The organism is Microbacterium sp. Root280D1, assembly GCF_001428975.1.
Taxonomy (GTDB): domain Bacteria; phylum Actinomycetota; class Actinomycetes; order Actinomycetales; family Microbacteriaceae; genus Microbacterium.
The window spans coordinates 151,349-167,997 of the sequence record NZ_LMJK01000002.1; the positions used below are offsets into that span (position 1 = coordinate 151,349).

Sequence of the window (16,649 nt, forward strand, 5' to 3'; positions counted from 1 at the left end):
GTGAGCATCGACCCTCGACCGGAGGCCGCACGGACTTTCCGTGCGGCCTCCGGGCCTGTCTCCCTCGTGCTGTGCTCGCTGCTCGCGATCTTCCTGCTCGGCGACGCCGTCGTACGCGCCGGCTGGGGCCAGATGCTCCTGCTCGCACCCTGGGTGCTGCTCGGACTCTGGGTGGTCTACGAGATCGCGTTCGTCTCGGTCGTCCGCATCGACGACCAGGGAGCGATGGTGCAGAACATGCTGCGTCGCGCCTCGTTCGGCTGGAGCCGCGTGCGCGACGTCGACCTGCGCTGGCAGCTTGTCTTCTCGCTCGACGACGGCACCGACCTGTCGAGCTACGGAGGGCCGGCTCGAGCGCGGCCCGTGCGACGCGCGACCGGCGACGACGAGGCCAAGGCCCCCGTCGCGCTCCGCGACCTCACCGACGTCCGTGACCGCTGGCAGGCGGCTCTCTCCGGTGCGGACGCGCCGATCCGCCGCACGTGGGACTATCGGGCGCTCATCGCCCTCGGTGTCATCGTACTCTGGGCCGTGGCGTCGATCCTGATCGCGAACGGCTGACCCCGCCTCGGCTCTCAGCCGGGCAGCCCGAACAGCGCCGGCCAGGTCGCCGCAGCCCACGGGTAGCCGACGAACACGGTCGCGTCGATCAGGAAGTGCGCCACCAGGAACGGCATCAGCCGGCCACTGCGCTGGAACAGCCAGCCGAACAGCAGGCCCATCGCGAAGTTGCCGATGAAGGCGCCGGGCCCCTGGTAGAGGTGGTAGCTCGCGCGCAGCAGTGACGTCGTCAGGATGATGGTCCACGGGCCCCACCCGAGCTGCTTCAGACGGGCGAACAGATATCCCAGCACCACGAACTCCTCCTGGAGCGATGCACGGGCTGCCGCGAGAAGGAGGATCGGCACGGTCCACCAGTGGGCGCCCTGGCCCGAGGGGTCGACCGCGACGAAGATCCCCATGGCTCTTCCGGCCAGGTAGAGCCCGATCCCCGGGATGCCGATCGCCGCGACGAGCAGTGCGCCCCGCCCGATGTCGGCACCCACGCGGGTCCCGTCGAGGCCGAGCCTGCCGAGGTGCGGCCTCGACGACTGCCAGAGCAGGAAGCAGACGAGCAGCACCGGGACGATCGAGAATCCGATCGAGAGGACCTGATAGATCAGGTCGAAGATCTCCCGATCGCTGCGGGACGGATTGAGCGCGGCCGTCTGATCGGCGAGAGGCGTCTCGTCGGTGAGTCGGTAGGCCAGCTGCACGATCGCGTACACCGCGGACTGCCCGAGGCCGAGCGCGAGGACGATCGCGATCTCCCACCACAGGCGTGCTCTCGGGGATGGGGCGTTCGAGGGGAGGCTCATGGCATCACCGATCGTACTCGCGCGGCTGGCACTGCTATGGCATGGGCGCGTGCACTTCGACAGCCCACGTGCGCATGAGCTGTCGCTCTTCGGCTGTGCAGATGTAGTCGTAGCCGTAGTCGCGACCGTCGAAGGTCAGGGTCCACAGATCCAGATAGGTCAGTGCGTAGCAGTCGGCGAACACCTCGCTGTTCCCCTGAAAGTGCCCCTGCTCGACGAGGACGCCAGATGACCCCAGCTCGGCCCCGTTCGCATCGCTGTCGGCTCGCATGTAGAGGTGCGAGAGCTCGTGCAGAACGACCAGACGGATGGCGGTGTCGCCGCCGAGCTGGTCTTCAGGCAGAAGGTGAACCGTCAGCGTTTCCTCGGAGATGCAGCCGATCGTCACACTTCCGTCATCCGGTTCTCCGGGGGTCCCGCACTCGGTGTCCGCGTTCCATGCGATGTCGATGAATCCCTGGCCGGCTTCGTCGACGATCGCCTCGCTGACCGAACCGGAGACGTTCGCTCGTCGCGCGGCGGCGTCGGCGATCCGCTGCTCGAGGCTCTGCCGGATGGCCTTGGCTTCGCTCGCATGGTCAGCGACCGACGCGTCGGTGACAGGGGGCTGCGAGATCGACGCCTCCAGGCGTCGGAACGTCATGAGGTCCGCGACCAGGGGAGCCACCGGGTTCGCCTCGATCTGTGCATAGAGCTCATAGAACCTGCTCCGCTCCGCATCGAACGCCGCCAGCGACTCGGAGCGGGAGCCGGTTCCCTGTGCTGCCGGCTGCTCCGGCGACGAAGAGGACGCAAACAGCCCTGCGACGACGAGCACCACGACGAGGGCGAAGCCCAGCAGAGCGATTCCACCGCAACCGAGGAGCGCGCACAGCCCGCCCCTTCCTCGCCGCGGAACAGGGGCTGGAGCTGGAGCAGCCATCGCCGCTCGGATCGCGGGATTGACTGCGAGTATCCACTCGCGCAGCTGCGGGTAGCAGGCGGGGTGATGCAGTAGGAGCGAATGCAGATCTCCCCGGCGTGCGGCTATCTCTGCGAGCAGAGCGGGTGGCGTCGCAGGATTCTGCACGGCGGCCAGGTCGGTGTCGTGCATGTGGCCGCTCATGCGGCCACGGTATCGCACAGCCCTCGCATCGGCGCGACGGTCGAGGTCGTACTTCGCCGTTCAGGAACGACTCGCCCGAATACGATAGTCTGGAACGTCGGCTTCTCGGCAAAACCCCACACTCTTTAGGACATCTGCATGGCGCACGCCCTTCGCTCTGACCTCCGCAACGTCGCAATCGTCGCGCACGTCGACCACGGCAAGACCACTCTCGTCGACGCCATGCTGCGTCAGACCGGCTCGTTCGGCGAACACGCCCACGTCGATGAGCGCGCGATGGACTCGAACGACCTCGAGCGCGAGAAGGGCATCACGATCCTCGCCAAGAACACGGCGATCACCTACAAGGGCAAGCATGCTCAGGGCAAGGAGATCACGATCAACGTGATCGACACCCCCGGCCACGCCGACTTCGGTGGTGAGGTCGAGCGCGGCCTGTCGATGGTCGACGGCGTCGTGCTGCTCGTCGACGCCAGCGAGGGCCCGCTCCCGCAGACCCGTTTCGTGCTGCGCAAGGCTCTCGAGGCCAAGCTGCCCGTCATCCTCCTGGTCAACAAGACCGACCGTCCCGACGCTCGTATCGCCGAGGTCGAGGAAGAGGCCCACGACCTGCTGCTCGGCCTCGCGTCCGACCTCGTCGACGACGTGCCCGACCTCGATGTCGACGCCCTGCTCGACGTTCCCGTCGTCTACGCGTCCGGCCGTGCCGGCGCGGCCTCGCAGAACCGCCCCGCCGACGGATCGCTGCCCGACAACGACGACCTCGAGCCGCTGTTCGAGGCGATCCTCGAGCACGTCCCCGCTCCCGCCTACGACGACGAGCACCCGCTGCAGGCCTGGGTCACCAACCTCGACTCCAGCCCCTTCCTCGGTCGTCTCGCTCTGCTGCGCGTCTTCAACGGCACGCTGAAGAAGGGCCAGACGGTCGCCTGGGTCCGCGCTGACGGCACGCACCAGAACGCACGCATCACCGAGCTGCTCAAGACGCGGGCGCTCGAGCGCTACCCGGCCGATTCGGCGGGCCCGGGCGACATCGTCGCCATCGCCGGCTTCGAGAACATCACGATCGGCGAGACGATCGCCGACCCCGAGGATGTCCGGCCGCTTCCCGCGATCACCGTCGACGACCCGGCCATCTCGATGACGATCGGCACCAACACCTCGCCGCTCATGGGCAAGGTCAAGGGTCACAAGCTCACCGCTCGCATGGTCAAGGACCGTCTCGACAAGGAGCTGATCGGCAACGTCTCGCTCAAGGTCGTCGACATCGGACGCCCGGACGCCTGGGAGGTGCAGGGCCGCGGAGAGCTGGCGCTGGCCATCCTCGTCGAGAACATGCGCCGTGAGGGCTTCGAGCTCACCGTCGGCAAGCCGCAGGTGGTCACGAAGAAGATCGACGGCAAGACGTACGAGCCGTTCGAGCACCTCACGATCGACACGCCGGAGGAGCACCTCGGCGCGATCACGCAGCTTCTGGCGAACCGCAAGGGCCGCATGGAGAACATGACGAACCACGGCACCGGCTGGGTGCGCATGGAGTTCATCGTCCCGTCGCGCGGTCTCATCGGGTTCCGCAGCGAGTTCCTCACGACGACCCGAGGCACCGGCATCGCGAACGCGATCTCGCACGGCTACGAGCCGTGGGCCGGTTCCATCACGACCCGTCAGAACGGCTCGATCGTGGCCGACCGTCAGGGCGTCGTGACTCCGTTCGCGATGATCGCCCTGCAGGAGCGCATGTCGTTCTTCGTGCAGCCCACGCAGGAGGTCTACGAGGGCATGGTCATCGGCGAGAACTCCCGCGCCGACGACATGGACGTCAACATCACGAAGGAGAAGAAGCTCACCAACATGCGTGCGGCGAGCTCCGACACCTTCGAGTCGATGACGCCCCCGCGCCAGCTGACGCTCGAGGAGAGCCTCGAGTTCGCCCGTGACGACGAATGCGTCGAGGTCACGCCCGAGGTCGTCCGCATCCGCAAGGTGAATCTCGACGCGAACACTCGTGCGCGTGAGACCGCTCGCCTGAAGCGCCAGGACGCGAACGTCTGAGAATCGTCTGAGAGAAGGGGCCCTGTACCGCCGGAAACGGCGGTACAGGGCCCCTTTCTCACGAAACGTCCAGGAGTGCCGTTGCAGAATCGTTACCTTGCGCCTGGGGCGATCTCCCGATGAGTGTCCTGTGACGGGCGTACGACGACCCGAAAGTCGAACCCAATGCTTCACACCACCCGTGCGCTTCGGCGCGCCCACGCGGCGGCGACAGCTCGTAACGCCATCACGGCGCGTCGCCCGAAACTGATTCTCGGAACGATCACCGGAGGCGTGCTCGGCCTCGCTCTGACGGTCGGCATCGTGTCCGCCCCCGCGGCCGGCGCCGAGCTGCCGGACGCCGTCGCAGGCGTCACCTCGTTCGTCACCGGCGAGCCGGACGCCCCGGCCAAGAGCGCGGATGACTCGGCGCTCACGATGGTCGCCGCTCAGGATGCCGTCGCGGCAGCTGAGGCGCTGAACGCAGAGGTCGCGGCATCGGGCCTCGATCTGGGCGCCGCACCCTCGAGCGTCGACACGGCTGACGTGACCACGTGGGTCGATCAGCTGGCGGACCGTGATGACTTCTCGAACAGAGAGCTCTCGAGCCTGACCGCGTACGCAGTCACCGGAACGGACGAGATCGTCGCGGAGACCGCTGCGCTGCAGGCGTCCTATGTCGCAACCCAGGAGGCGAAGGCCGCTGCGGACGCGGCTGCGGCCCAGGCGGCGGCTGAAGCCGCGGCGCTCGCTCAGACGAACACCGTCGACGGCGCGAAGGCCGCGGCTCGCGACATCGCGTCGAGCGAGTACGGCTGGGGCGAGGACCAGTTCTCCTGCCTGAACTCGCTGTGGACCAAGGAGTCCGGCTGGAACTACAAGGCGTACAACGCCTCGGGTGGCGCGACGGGGATCCCGCAGGCTCTGCCCGGAAGCAAGATGGCGTCAGCCGGGTCCGACTGGCAGACCAACGCGGCCACTCAGATCCGCTGGGGCCTCGGGTACATCTCGTCGGTCTACGGCACCCCCTGCAGTGCGTGGGGCCACTCCCAGTCGGTGAACTGGTACTGAGCCGCAGCTCCGCACACCCTCCCTCCGAGACCCACCCCGCCTGCGTGCGGTGGTGGGTCTCGGTGTGTCCGGACATGTGTCGCAACAGGGCACTGCATGCCCTAGGCAGCGCGACGCATTGGCACTACGGTGAGCGATGACGGCTGGGGGGTCGTGGACTCGAAGGAGAACGCATGGACGTCGCGGCGCTGGCTGGCATCCCGCAGCAGGTCTCGACGGGTGGGCTGCCCGGGTGGGAGAGGGTCGACCAGCTCGTGCGTGAGGCTCATCGTCTGTATGCGCAGGACCACGGCGGCGCGGTCGCCGACTACATCCCGGTGCTCGCCGACGCCGACCCCGAGCTGTTCGGTCTCGCGGTCATCGAGGTCGACGGCGGCCTGCATGACGCCGGGGATGCGCAGCATCCGTTCTCGATCCAGTCGATCTCGAAGATGTTCGTCTACGCCCTGGCGATCCAGGAGCACGGCCATGAGCGGGTGCGCGACATCGTCGGCGTCAACAACACGGGCCTCGCCTTCAACTCCCTGATGGCGCTCGAGCTCAACGGCGGACACCCCATGAATCCGATGGTCAACGCCGGTGCGATCGCGACGACGGCACTGATGCCGGGGCAGACGGCTGTCGAGCAGTGGGAGCGCGTGCGCGAGGGGCTCTCTGCTTTCGCCGGCCGCGCGCTGAGCCTCGACGGCGTGGTGTACGCCTCGGAAGCCGCGACCAACGAGCGCAACCGGGCGATGGGCTGGCTGCTCCGCAGCTATGGACGGCTGGTCGGCGACCCCGACGAGGTCGTCGACGTCTACACGCGTCAGTGCGCTCTCAGCGTCACGGCCCACGACCTCGCGGTGATGGGGGCGACGCTCGCCGACGGCGGCGTGAATCCGATCACGGGCGAGCGGGTGGTCTCTGCGGACGTCTGCCGCGACACTCTCGCAGTGGTGGCATCCACGGGCCTCTACGAGGCCTCGGGTGAGTGGCTGTTCGAGATCGGGCTGCCCGCCAAGTCGGGTGTGGCAGGAGGGATCGTCGCCGTCGCGCCGGGCAAGGGTGCCGTCGCCGGATTCTCACCGCGCCTCGACGCGGCGGGAAACTCCGTGCGATCGCAGCTCGCCATCGGTCACCTCTCCCGCGCTCTCGGACTGAACCTGTTCGCCTCCGCGCCCGCGCCGACCGCTCGGTCGACGGACTGACCTCCTTCCCCGCTCAGAGGACCCTGCCATGACACTCACTGCTCCGGCATCCACGAAGACCTCCTGGATGCCGCTCGTCAGTCTCTTCCTCGCCCAGGTGCTCATGTCGTTCAACGTGGCAGCCCTACCGATATCCCTCGGTGGCATGGTCAGTGAGTTCGGCGTGCCGCCGACGGTCGCCAGCACCACCATCGTGATGTACGGCCTCGCCGTGGCCGCCCTCGTGATGACCGGCGCGAAGCTCGGTCAGCGGGTCGGCTGGGTCCTCATCTTCCGGATCGTGATCGGCTTGTTCGCCGCGTCGTCGGTGCTGATGATCGTGTCCCCGAGCGTGGGCTGGGCCATCGCGGGGCAGGCGGTCGCCGGCGCCGCCGCAGCGATCATCGTCCCCTCGATCGTGGCGCTGATCGCCGAGAACTATCGGGGCGCGCAGCAGGCGACGGCGATCGGTGCGATCGGGTCCGCCCGAGCCATTTCGGGAGTCACCGCGTTCCTCATCGGCGGCACGCTCGGCACCCTGGTCGGATGGCGGCCGATGTTCTTCATCGTGTTCGGCATCGCCGTGGTCGTCTTCGCGTTCAGCTTCACGCTGCGAGGTGATGGGGGAGACGCGTCGATCCGCATCGACCTCGTGGCGTCGCTCCTCATCGGCGCGGCCATCGTGCTTCTGACCCTGGGTTTCAACAACCTCAACGGGTGGGGTGCCGTCGCTGCGACCGAGGCCGCACCCTTCAACATCCTCGGGCTCTCGCCTGCGCCCGCCTTCGTCGTCGTCGGGGTCGTGCTCGGTCAATGCTTCTTCGTCTGGACTCGCCGTCGGATGGCCGAGGGCAAGGTGCCGCTGATCGACCTCAGCATCCTCGACTCGTCGAAGGAGCGCGCTGCCGTGTACGCGATGTTCATCGTCGTGGCGCTCGAGGCGTGCGTGAACTTCACCATCCCCCTGTACATCCAGATCGTGCAGGGAAGGACGCCCTTCGACACGTCGCTCGCGATGATGCCTTTCAACCTGACCGTGTTCATCACCGCCACACTTGTCGTCCGGTTCTACAAGCGCTACCCGCCGCGGGTCATCGGCGTCTTCGGCTTCATCCTCACCACGGTCGCGCTCGTCTGGCTGTCCTTCGTGGTGAACAACAACTGGGAGACGCTTCCGACGATCCTCGGGCTGGTCGTGTTCGGCATCGGTCAGGGTGCGCTCGTGACCCTCGTCTTCAACGTGCTCGTCACCGCGGCGCCGGCTGAGCTCGCGGGTGATGTCGGCTCGTTGCGCGGCACCACGCAGAATCTCGCCTCGGCGGTCGGGACCGCTCTGGCCGGCGCACTCCTCGTCTCGCTCCTCGGGGTGAGCATCGGCCGCGCGGTCGTCGAGCACCCCGAGCTGCCGCCGTCGCTCGTCGCGCAGGTCGACATGGACAACCTGAACTTCGTCAGCAACGACGACCTGCGCGCAGCACTCGAGCAGACGGATGCGACGCCCGAGCAGGTCGACGCGGCGGTGGCCGTCAACGAGGAGTCGCGTCTGGGGACGCTGCGACTCGGCCTGCTGCTGCTCGCGGGACTCAGTGCCGTGGCGATCCTGCCTGCATCCCGGCTGCCGAAGTACAAGCCGGACGAGATCCCGGACCCGTCACCGGTCTCGGGCTCCGCGCCGAAGTGATGCTCAGCGCAGCTCCGAGATGAGCACCGCACTGGTCGAGGCGACGGTCGCCTCGAACACGTGGGGCGCGTCTCCGGCGTACGAGAGATAGTCGCCCGGGTTCAGCAGCACGGGGGCGTCCGACGGACCGATCCGAGCCTGGCCGGAGATGAGGATCACGTGTTCGGTCGTTCCCGCGTGATGCGGATCGGAGCGGCGTGGATCCCCGGGATCCGCGTGGATCAGGTACACATCCCGCCTCGCACCCGGCGGGCTCGCTGAGAGCAGGGTCGCGCTGTACGCGGCGACCGACGACGGGACGCCCGTGAGGTCATCGGCGCGGATGAGCGTCGGCGCGTTGCTCTGCTGATCGACGAGGACGGCGAACGGCACCCCGAGCGCGACGCCGAGCGCCCAGAGCGTCTCGACGCTGGGGTTGCCGGCACCGGACTCCAGTTGGGAGACGGTCGCCTTCGAGATTCCCGCTCGACGCGCCAACTCCGACACGGACAGTCCGGCTCTCTCCCTCTCTCTGCGCAGAGTGCGGGCGATGCGCGTTCGGAGTTCCTCCATGTGTTCATCATGTCAAACGATCGTTCGCTTGACTATCCCGGACACCGCGTTCAGAATGATGGTCATGTGTTCACCGCAGCGAACGATCGTGCGATGAGCGCCGACCGCGAGGTCTGGCGTGAAGCGCTGGGAGTCGTGCTCGCCACCAGCGCCTATGGCATCTCGTTCGGCGCGCTGGCCGTGGCATCCGGACTCGACGTCTGGCAGGCGTGCGTGCTGAGCCTGCTGATGTTCACGGGCGGGTCGCAGTTCGCCTTCGTCGGAGTCTTCGCCGCCGGAGGAGTGTCCGCACTGCCGTCGGCGATCGCGTCGGCCGCGCTGCTGGGAGTGCGCAATGTCGCATACGGCATGCGGATGTCACCCGTCGTCGGCACGACCACCGGACGGCGGATAGCGGCGGCGCACTTCACGATCGACGAGTCGACCGCCGTGGCCATCTCGCAGACTGATCCGCGGCTGAGGCAGGTCGGCTTCTGGGTCACCGGGATCGGCATCTTCATCGGCTGGAACATCACGACCCTGATCGGGGCACTCGTCGGCGACGTGCTCGGTGACCCCAAGACCTGGGGGCTGGATGCTGCGGCGGCCGCGGCGTTCCTGGCTCTGCTCTGGCCGCGCCTGAAGGAACGTCAGGCCATAGCGGTCGGGGTGGCTGCGGCGGTGGTGGCGGCCGCCCTCACGCCGTTCATCATGCCCGGGCTGCCCGTGCTCGTGGCAGCCGTCGTCGCGATCATCGTGGGCTGGTTCAACTGGCTCGGTCGAGTCGATGCCTCCGCACTCGACGGTGGGGAGGCCGCCGCGTGAGCATCTGGAGTGCGATCCTTCTCGCTGCGGTGATCTGCCTCGCTCTGAAGGCCGCCGGGTACCTCGTGCCGCCCTCGGTGCTCGAGGCACCGCGACCGGCGCGCATCTCCGATCTGCTCACCGTGGCCCTGCTCGCCGCGCTCGTGGCCGTGCAGACCCTCGGAGCCGGGCAGGCCGTCGTCGTCGATGCACGGGTTCCCGCTCTGCTCGTCGCGGCCGGGCTTCTCTGGCTGCGTCAGTCGTTCCTCGTCGTGGTGGTCGCGGCCGCCCTCGTCGCGGCTCTCCTGCGCCTGTTCGGGCTCGCTGTCTGAGCGCCCCTTCGCGGCGGCGCGCGTAGGATCGACTCGTGCGTATCGGATGGATCTCCCGGGTGCTCTCCTGGATCGCCGCGGCTCTCGTCGGCGGCGTGTTCGGCGTCGCAGGGACGATCGGTCACAGCCTCATGTGGGGTCCCGTGCCCGTCGGACTCATCGTCGGAGCGATCGCGTGCGGCGCGATCCTCGTCGCGATCCGCGCGCTCACCCACGACCGAGGCGCGACTCTCGCCGCGGGGCTCGGCATGCTCGGCATGCTGGTGCTCATCTCCGGCGTCGGGCCCGGGGGATCGGTGGTCGTCGAAGACACGCTCAGCGGTCGCATCTGGACCTATCTCGTCGCGGGGCTCGTGCTCCTCGCTGTCGCATGGCCCTCGTTCTCGCGGCTTCCGACTCGCACCGAGGCGCAGGCGTCGACGGCCGCGGCATCCGGCACGGCGCCCGGCGCAGACGAGGCGACCGCCCCTCGTGCCCCCGTCCTGGGCGATCGGACCGGCGGCGAGTCGTAGACTGGAGGGGTGACGTATGTGATCGCCCTCCCGTGCGTCGATGTCAAGGATCGCGCCTGCATCGACGAGTGCCCCGTTGACTGTATCTACGAGGGCGAACGCTCGCTGTACATCCACCCCGACGAATGCGTCGACTGCGGCGCGTGCGAACCCGTCTGCCCGGTCGAGGCGATCTACTACGAAGACGACGAGTTCTTCGACGAGGTGGGCTCCCCGGGCGGTGCGGCCAAGGTTGGCGTCATCGCACACGATCACCCGATCATCGCCGCTCTCCCGCCGCAGGGCGAGTAGTCCGTGAGTGTTCGCGATCTCGCCGACTACCCGTGGGACGCGGTCGTTCCCTACCGCGAACGCGCCGCGCGCCATCCGGACGGAATCGTCGACCTGTCGGTCGGTTCGCCCGTCGACCCGACGCCCGAGCTGATCCGCCGGGCGCTGTCGGAGGCGACCGATGCGCACGCCTACCCTCAGACCGTCGGCACTCCCGCCCTTCGTGAGGCGATCGTCGAGTGGTACGCGCGGCGCAGGGGAGTGAGCGACCTGACCGTCGACAACGTCCTGCCCACCATCGGCTCGAAGGAGCTGGTGGCTCTGCTGCCGACCCTTCTGGGCCTGGGGGAGGGTGACATCATGGTGCATCCCCGAATCGCCTACCCGACCTATGAGGTGGGTGCTCGCGTCGTGGGAGCGACCCCGCTGCCGTCCGACGATCCGACGGAGTGGCCTGACGGCACCAAGCTCATCTGGATCAACACGCCCGGGAATCCGGACGGCCGTACCTGGACCGTGGAGGAACTGGCTGCTGCGGTCGAGCGGGCTCGAGAGCTGGGAGCCGTGCTCGCGAGCGACGAGTGCTACGCCGAGCTCGGCTGGGACGGCCGCTGGGCGACTGAGCCGATTCCGTCGATCCTCGACCCTCGCGTGACCGGTGGCAGCAGGGCCAATCTGCTCAGCGTCTACTCGCTCAGCAAGCAGTCGAATCTCGCCGGCTACCGTGCGGCATTCGTCGCAGGGTGCGCGCGCATCGTCGGCGAACTGCTCACCGCGCGCAAGCACCTGGGGCTGATGCCGCCAGAGCCGGTGCAGCACGCCATGGCAGTGGCGCTGGGCGATGACGAGCACGTCGCCGCTCAGAAGGCGCTCTACCGAGCGCGACGCGACATGCTGCGGCCTGCGCTCGAGGCGGCGGGGTTCCGGATCGACGGCTCGGAGGCCGGGCTCTACCTGTGGGCGACGGAGGGGCAGGACGCCTGGGCGAGCATCGAGCGGCTCGCCGATCTCGGCATCCTGGCGGGTCCCGGTCCGTTCTACGGTGAGTTCTCGACCCAGCACGTGCGACTGGCTCTGACGGCTCCCTCCGACAGGATCGCTGAGGGCGCGCGGCGTCTGCACGAACAGGCCGTGTAGGTTCTGGCCTCAGATCAGTGGTTCTTTTGTCGGTTGTCACAGTAGGCCTGTGTGCCTACTAGGCTGTAAAGGCGATTCGGTCGTGTATCGACGATCTCGAACTGACCTGGTGCACAGCGCCGTGACATCGCCACATCCGACTTGATGACGATCCATGAGGAGGCCCGCGTGAGCGCAGCGGCAGAGCAGCAGGCGACGGCGAAGCTGACGATCGGCGATACGACCGCTGAATTCCCACTCGTGCGCGGCACGGCCGGCAACGACAGCATCGACTTCTCGACGCTGACGCGGCAGACGGGTTACACGGGACTCGACTACGGGTTCGTCAACACGGCGTCGACGAAGTCCGCGATCACGTTCATCGACGGAGACAAGGGCATCCTGCGCTACCGCGGGTATCCGATCGAGCAGCTTGCCGGTTCGACGAGCTACCTCGAGGTCGCCTGGCTCCTCATCTACGGCGAGCTTCCCTCCGCCGCCGAGCTCGCCGAGTTCGACGAGAAGATCCGTCGGCACACACTGCTGCATGAAGACCTCAAGCGCTTCTTCTCGGCGCTTCCGCACACCGCGCACCCCATGTCGGTGCTGTCGTCTGCCGTCGCAGCCCTCTCGACCTACTACGAGGGTCAGACCGACCCGCACAACCCCGAGCACGTCGAGCTGAACATGATCCGGATGCTGGCCAAGCTGCCGGTCATCGCGGCGTATGCACACAAGAAGAGCATCGGCCAAGCGTTCCTGTACCCCGACAACTCCCTCGGCTTCGTCGAGAACTTCCTGAAGCTCAACTTCGGCGTGCATTCCGAGGAGTATCAGGTCAACCCCGTGATGTCGAAGGCCCTCGAGCTGCTGCTGATCCTGCACGAGGACCACGAGCAGAACGCGTCGACCTCGACTGTGCGTCTCGTCGGCTCGACGGGCGCGAACCAGTTCGCCTCGATCTCCGCCGGCATCCAGGCTCTCTCCGGCCCGCTGCACGGCGGTGCGAACGAAGCCGTGCTCACCATGCTCGGGCAGATCCGCGATTCCGGTCAGAGCGTCTCGCGCTTCGTCGAGCGGGTGAAGAACAAGGAAGAGGGCGTGAAGCTGATGGGCTTCGGGCACCGGGTCTACAAGAACTACGACCCGCGCGCCAAGCTCGTCAAGGAGGCGGCGGGCGAGGTGCTCGCCGAGCTCGGCGTCACGGATCCGCTGCTCGACCTCGCTCAGGAGCTCGAGGAGCTGGCTCTCGCCGACGATTACTTCAAGGAGCGTCGTCTCTACCCGAACGTCGACTTCTACACCGGCGTGATCTACAAGGCGATGGGCTTCCCGACGCGCATGTTCACCGTGCTGTTCGCGATCGGCCGTCTGCCCGGTTGGCTCGCACAGTGGCGCGAGCTGCAGCTCGACCCGCAGACCAAGATCGGTCGCCCGCAGCAGCTCTACACAGGATCTCCCGAGCGCACCTTCCAGACCCGCTGAATCGACTCGCGATGCCTGTCGTGAGCGCGGAGGCCGTCGTGCCGGTGGATCCGGCGACGGCCTTCGCCGTCTCACAGACGACGGGTGCGATCCGACGCCGGTGGGATCCGTTCATCAGTGAGCAGCACTTCCTCGATGGCGCCGATGTCGCGGCCAAGGATGTGCGGACGTTCACCAGGCAGCGCTTCGGCTTGTCGATGGTGAGCCGGTATGTGTCCTACGCCCCGCCGAGGAACGTCGGGATGGTCATGGAGACCGGGCCGTGGTTCTTCACGAAGCTCGGCGGAGGCTGGCGGTTCACCGAGGTGCCTGAGGGCACGCTCGCCGTCTGGAAGTACAACTTCTCGTGTCAGCCGACCTGGCTCGCGCCGATCGCCGAGTGGATCGGCGCGCGGGTGCTCGGGCTCGAGATCCGTCGGCGCATCGCCGGTTTCGCCCGAGGGTGCTCAGATCCGCAGGTGCTGGCCGCCGTTCGCGGCTGACCTCGCGCAGGCGGGACGAAGAAGGCGGGTGCCCCGACGCTGAGCGTCGGCGCACCCGCCTGTATGTCTCTCGGGTCAGCGGCCCTGCGAACCGCGACCACGGCCGCCCTGGCCGCCGGAGCGGGATCCGCCCTGGCCACCCTGACGGCTGCCGGCCGTGGCGCCCTGGCCGCCCTGGCCCGAGCGCGGACGACGGCTGCGGCGCGACGGCGGGTTGGCCGCTGAATTGCGCTCGCCACCGGCGGGGCGCTGCTTCGACGACTGACGCTGCTGCTGCTGGGGCTGAACCGGAGCCGGACGAACGTGCGGCGCACGCTCGGGGACGAGCTCGGTGACGGCGTTCGACGTGACGGGCTCGAGCGCGGCGGTGATCGACGCCTTGCGCAGGAGGTCCTTCACATCACGACGCTGCTCGGGGAGGACCACCGTGACGACGGTTCCCGCGGCTCCCGCACGGGCGGTGCGGCCGGAGCGGTGCAGGTATGCCTTGTGCTCCATGGGCGGGTCGACGTGGACGACGAGGTCGACGTTGTCGACGTGCACGCCACGGGCGGCGACGTCGGTCGCGACGAGGACGCGCACGCCTCCGTCGGCGGGATCTGACGAGAAGGCGCCGAGGTTGCGCTCACGCGCGTTCTGCGAGAGGTTTCCGTGCAGATCGACAGCGGGGATGCCCGCCGCGGTCAGCTGCTTCGCGAGCTTCTTCGCCTGGTGCTTCGTGCGGGTGAAGAGGATGCGGCGACCGGTGCCCGAGGCGAGCTCGCGCACGAGAGTGGTCTTGTTGTCGGTGGAATCGACGACGAGCACGCGGTGCGTCATCTCGCCGACGGGCACGCTCTCCTCGTCCACCTCGTGGCTCACGGCGTTCGAGAGGAACCGGCGGGCGAGGGTGTCGATGCCGCGGTCCAGCGTGGCGCTGAACAGCAGGCGCTGTCCGCCGGCGGGCGTGGCGGTGAGGATGCGGGTGACACCCGGCAGGAAGCCGAGGTCGGCCATGTGATCGGCCTCGTCGAGCACAGTCACCTCGACGGAGTCGAGCTGCACGACCCGCTGCTTCATCAGGTCTTCGAGACGGCCGGGGCACGCGACGACGATGTCGACGCCGTTGCGCATGGCCTGTTCCTGGGGACGCTGGCTGACGCCGCCGAACACGGTGGTGACGCGCAGGCCCTTCGCCTCGGCGAGGGGCGCGATGGTCGCGGCGATCTGGGTCGCGAGCTCACGGGTCGGAGCGAGGACGAGTCCTCGGGGGTGCCCGGGGCGGCTCTTGCGCGACGAGGCGGCGAGGCGGGCGACGAGGGGGAGCGCGAAGGCGATCGTCTTGCCGCTGCCGGTGCGGCCGCGGCCGAGGAGGTCGCGTCCGCCGAGCGAGTCGGGAAGCGTGTCGCGCTGAATCGCGAACGCCTCGGTCTTGCCGTCCTTCGCGAGGACGGCGGCAAGGTCGGCGGGCACGCCGAGATCGAGGAAGGAAGTCATGAAGTATCTCCGAGAAATGCACGCACGAGCCGAGGGGCCGGGTGCGGAAGGTGGGCGACGGCGCGGGATCGCGCATCGTTTCGCCGTTCGAAATGGCCAGAACCAGGCAAGTGGCGCGGGAGCGTGTCGACGACGCAGACGTCTCGCAGTGCGAGTGGCGTCACCGCGACCCTATCACGGCGGTCCCGGAGAAGGCTGAGACGGCCCGCTCTCAGCGAGTCGCGCGATCAGGCGTGGAGTGCGTCGTTGAGGGTCACACCGACGCCGGCGCGCTGCACGGCTTCGACCGCGCCGCTCAGCGAGTTGCGGCGGAACAGCAGTCCGTCGCGTCCGGACAGCTCGGAACCCTTGGCGGTCTTCCTGCCGCCGTCAGGCGTCGCCGGGCCGTCGACCAGCACGACCTTCGTGCCGGCCGTCACGTACAGTCCGGCCTCGACGACGCAGTCATCGCCGAGCGAGATGCCGATGCCCGCGTTGGCTCCCAGCAGCGTGCGTGCCCCGATGGAGACGCGGTGTGCGCCGCCGCCCGAGAGCGTGCCCATGATCGACGAGCCGCCGCCGATGTCGCTGCCGTCGCCCACCACGACGCCCTGGGAGATACGTCCTTCGACCATCGACGCACCGAGGGTGCCTGCGTTGAAGTTCACGAAGCCCTCGTGCATGACGGTCGTGCCGGGGGAGAGGTGCGCGCCCAGGCGGACGCGCGACGCATCTGCGATGCGCACACCGGCAGGCTGCACATAGTCGGTGAGCCGGGGGAACTTGTCGAGCCCCTGAACCTGGATCCCTGAGCGCTGGAGCACGGGTCGAAGCCGCGCGGCATCCACGGGGTGCATGGGGCCGGCATTCGTCCACGCCACGTTCGGCAGATGCGCGAAGATGCCGTCGAGGTTGAGTTCGTTCGGTCGCACCAGGAGGTGCGACAGTGTGTGCAGCCGCAGATAGGCGTCAGCGGTCGAGGCCGGCGCCGCATCGAGATCGATCTGCAGCTGTACCGTCTGCACCGAGACGTTGCGACGTTCGTCCGGACCGGTGAACTCCTCGAGCGCCGCGAGCGCGGTGCCCGCGTCGTCGGCACCGGGCTCGACGGCCGTCACCTCGGGGAACCAGGCATCCAGTACGGTGCCGTCACCGGCGATCGTCGACAGTCCAGTACCCCACACGGTGCGCGCCTCAGTCATACCTCCACGGTATCGCGACAGGCGACGAGGGATGGTCCAGATGTCGGG

General features: G+C 68.2%; 17 protein-coding genes. 12 read left to right on the top strand and 5 right to left on the bottom strand.

Annotated elements, in window-relative coordinates:
* Entirely contained in the window at positions 1–561 is a 561-nt protein-coding gene (locus ASE34_RS06845) for a hypothetical protein (RefSeq protein WP_056278049.1), read from the top strand.
* Between the two features lie 14 nt (positions 562–575).
* On the opposite strand, the gene ASE34_RS06850 is transcribed toward ASE34_RS06845, so the two are convergent.
* Complete coding sequence (locus tag ASE34_RS06850) at positions 576–1,358, bottom strand: CPBP family intramembrane glutamic endopeptidase (protein ID WP_056278052.1); 783 nt, start codon at positions 1,356–1,358, stop codon at positions 576–578.
* Between the two features lie 34 nt (positions 1,359–1,392).
* Positions 1,393–2,463: a hypothetical protein gene (locus ASE34_RS06855; RefSeq protein WP_157538134.1), complete on the bottom strand. Its 1,071-nt coding sequence runs from the start codon at positions 2,461–2,463 to the stop codon at positions 1,393–1,395.
* A 138-nt stretch (positions 2,464–2,601) separates the two neighbouring features.
* Here ASE34_RS06855 and typA point away from each other — a divergent pair, with 138 nt between their 5' ends.
* From typA to ASE34_RS06875, 4 genes are all read left to right on the top strand, one after another.
* Positions 2,602–4,515: a translational GTPase TypA gene (typA, locus tag ASE34_RS06860; protein ID WP_053095568.1), complete on the top strand. Its 1,914-nt coding sequence runs from the start codon at positions 2,602–2,604 to the stop codon at positions 4,513–4,515.
* Positions 4,516–4,680: 165 nt separating this feature from the next.
* Positions 4,681–5,565, top strand: coding sequence for a hypothetical protein (locus ASE34_RS06865; RefSeq protein ID WP_056278059.1), 885 nt, complete (start codon positions 4,681–4,683; stop codon positions 5,563–5,565).
* Positions 5,566–5,738: 173 nt separating this feature from the next.
* Positions 5,739–6,752, top strand: a complete 1,014-nt coding sequence (glsA, locus tag ASE34_RS06870; RefSeq protein ID WP_056278061.1) for a glutaminase A — start codon at positions 5,739–5,741, stop codon at positions 6,750–6,752.
* Between the two features lie 28 nt (positions 6,753–6,780).
* Positions 6,781–8,412, top strand: a complete 1,632-nt coding sequence (locus ASE34_RS06875) for an MFS transporter (RefSeq protein ID WP_056278064.1) — start codon at positions 6,781–6,783, stop codon at positions 8,410–8,412.
* A gap of 3 nt (positions 8,413–8,415) precedes the next feature.
* On the opposite strand, the gene ASE34_RS06880 is transcribed toward ASE34_RS06875, so the two are convergent.
* Entirely contained in the window at positions 8,416–8,964 is a 549-nt protein-coding gene (locus ASE34_RS06880; RefSeq protein WP_056278067.1) for a helix-turn-helix domain-containing protein, read from the bottom strand.
* A 93-nt stretch (positions 8,965–9,057) separates the two neighbouring features.
* Between ASE34_RS06880 and ASE34_RS06885 the strand changes: the two genes are divergently transcribed.
* From ASE34_RS06885 to ASE34_RS06915, 7 genes are all read left to right on the top strand, one after another.
* Positions 9,058–9,768, top strand: a complete 711-nt coding sequence (locus tag ASE34_RS06885; RefSeq protein WP_056279009.1) for an AzlC family ABC transporter permease — start codon at positions 9,058–9,060, stop codon at positions 9,766–9,768.
* Positions 9,765–10,079, top strand: a complete 315-nt coding sequence (locus ASE34_RS06890; protein WP_053095573.1) for an AzlD domain-containing protein — start codon at positions 9,765–9,767, stop codon at positions 10,077–10,079. The genes ASE34_RS06885 and ASE34_RS06890 overlap by 4 nt, the downstream gene beginning before the upstream one ends.
* Before the next feature lie 35 nt (positions 10,080–10,114).
* Positions 10,115–10,591 (top strand): histidinol dehydrogenase, encoded by a 477-nt coding sequence (locus tag ASE34_RS06895; protein WP_230100669.1) that lies wholly within the window; start codon positions 10,115–10,117, stop codon positions 10,589–10,591.
* A gap of 9 nt (positions 10,592–10,600) precedes the next feature.
* The gene (gene fdxA / locus ASE34_RS06900; protein ID WP_056278070.1) at positions 10,601–10,882 is read left to right on the top strand and encodes a ferredoxin; all 282 of its coding nucleotides are present in this window, start codon (positions 10,601–10,603) and stop codon (positions 10,880–10,882) included.
* A 3-nt stretch (positions 10,883–10,885) separates the two neighbouring features.
* Positions 10,886–11,998, top strand: a complete 1,113-nt coding sequence (dapC, locus tag ASE34_RS06905; protein WP_056278073.1) for a succinyldiaminopimelate transaminase — start codon at positions 10,886–10,888, stop codon at positions 11,996–11,998.
* Positions 11,999–12,142: 144 nt separating this feature from the next.
* Positions 12,143–13,462 (top strand): citrate synthase, encoded by a 1,320-nt coding sequence (locus ASE34_RS06910; protein ID WP_157538143.1) that lies wholly within the window; start codon positions 12,143–12,145, stop codon positions 13,460–13,462.
* Positions 13,463–13,473: 11 nt separating this feature from the next.
* Positions 13,474–13,944, top strand: a complete 471-nt coding sequence (locus ASE34_RS06915) for an SRPBCC family protein (protein ID WP_056278076.1) — start codon at positions 13,474–13,476, stop codon at positions 13,942–13,944.
* A gap of 75 nt (positions 13,945–14,019) precedes the next feature.
* Here the strand turns inward: ASE34_RS06915 and ASE34_RS06920 are convergent, their stop codons facing one another.
* Both ASE34_RS06920 and dapD read right to left on the bottom strand, forming a co-directional pair.
* Positions 14,020–15,420 carry a DEAD/DEAH box helicase gene (locus tag ASE34_RS06920; protein ID WP_053095576.1) on the bottom strand — a complete coding sequence of 467 codons (1,401 nt, stop codon included), beginning with the start codon at positions 15,418–15,420 and terminating at the stop codon, positions 14,020–14,022.
* A 227-nt stretch (positions 15,421–15,647) separates the two neighbouring features.
* Positions 15,648–16,601: a 2,3,4,5-tetrahydropyridine-2,6-dicarboxylate N-succinyltransferase gene (dapD, locus tag ASE34_RS06925; RefSeq protein ID WP_056278079.1), complete on the bottom strand. Its 954-nt coding sequence runs from the start codon at positions 16,599–16,601 to the stop codon at positions 15,648–15,650.
* Positions 16,602–16,649 lie beyond the last annotated feature (48 nt).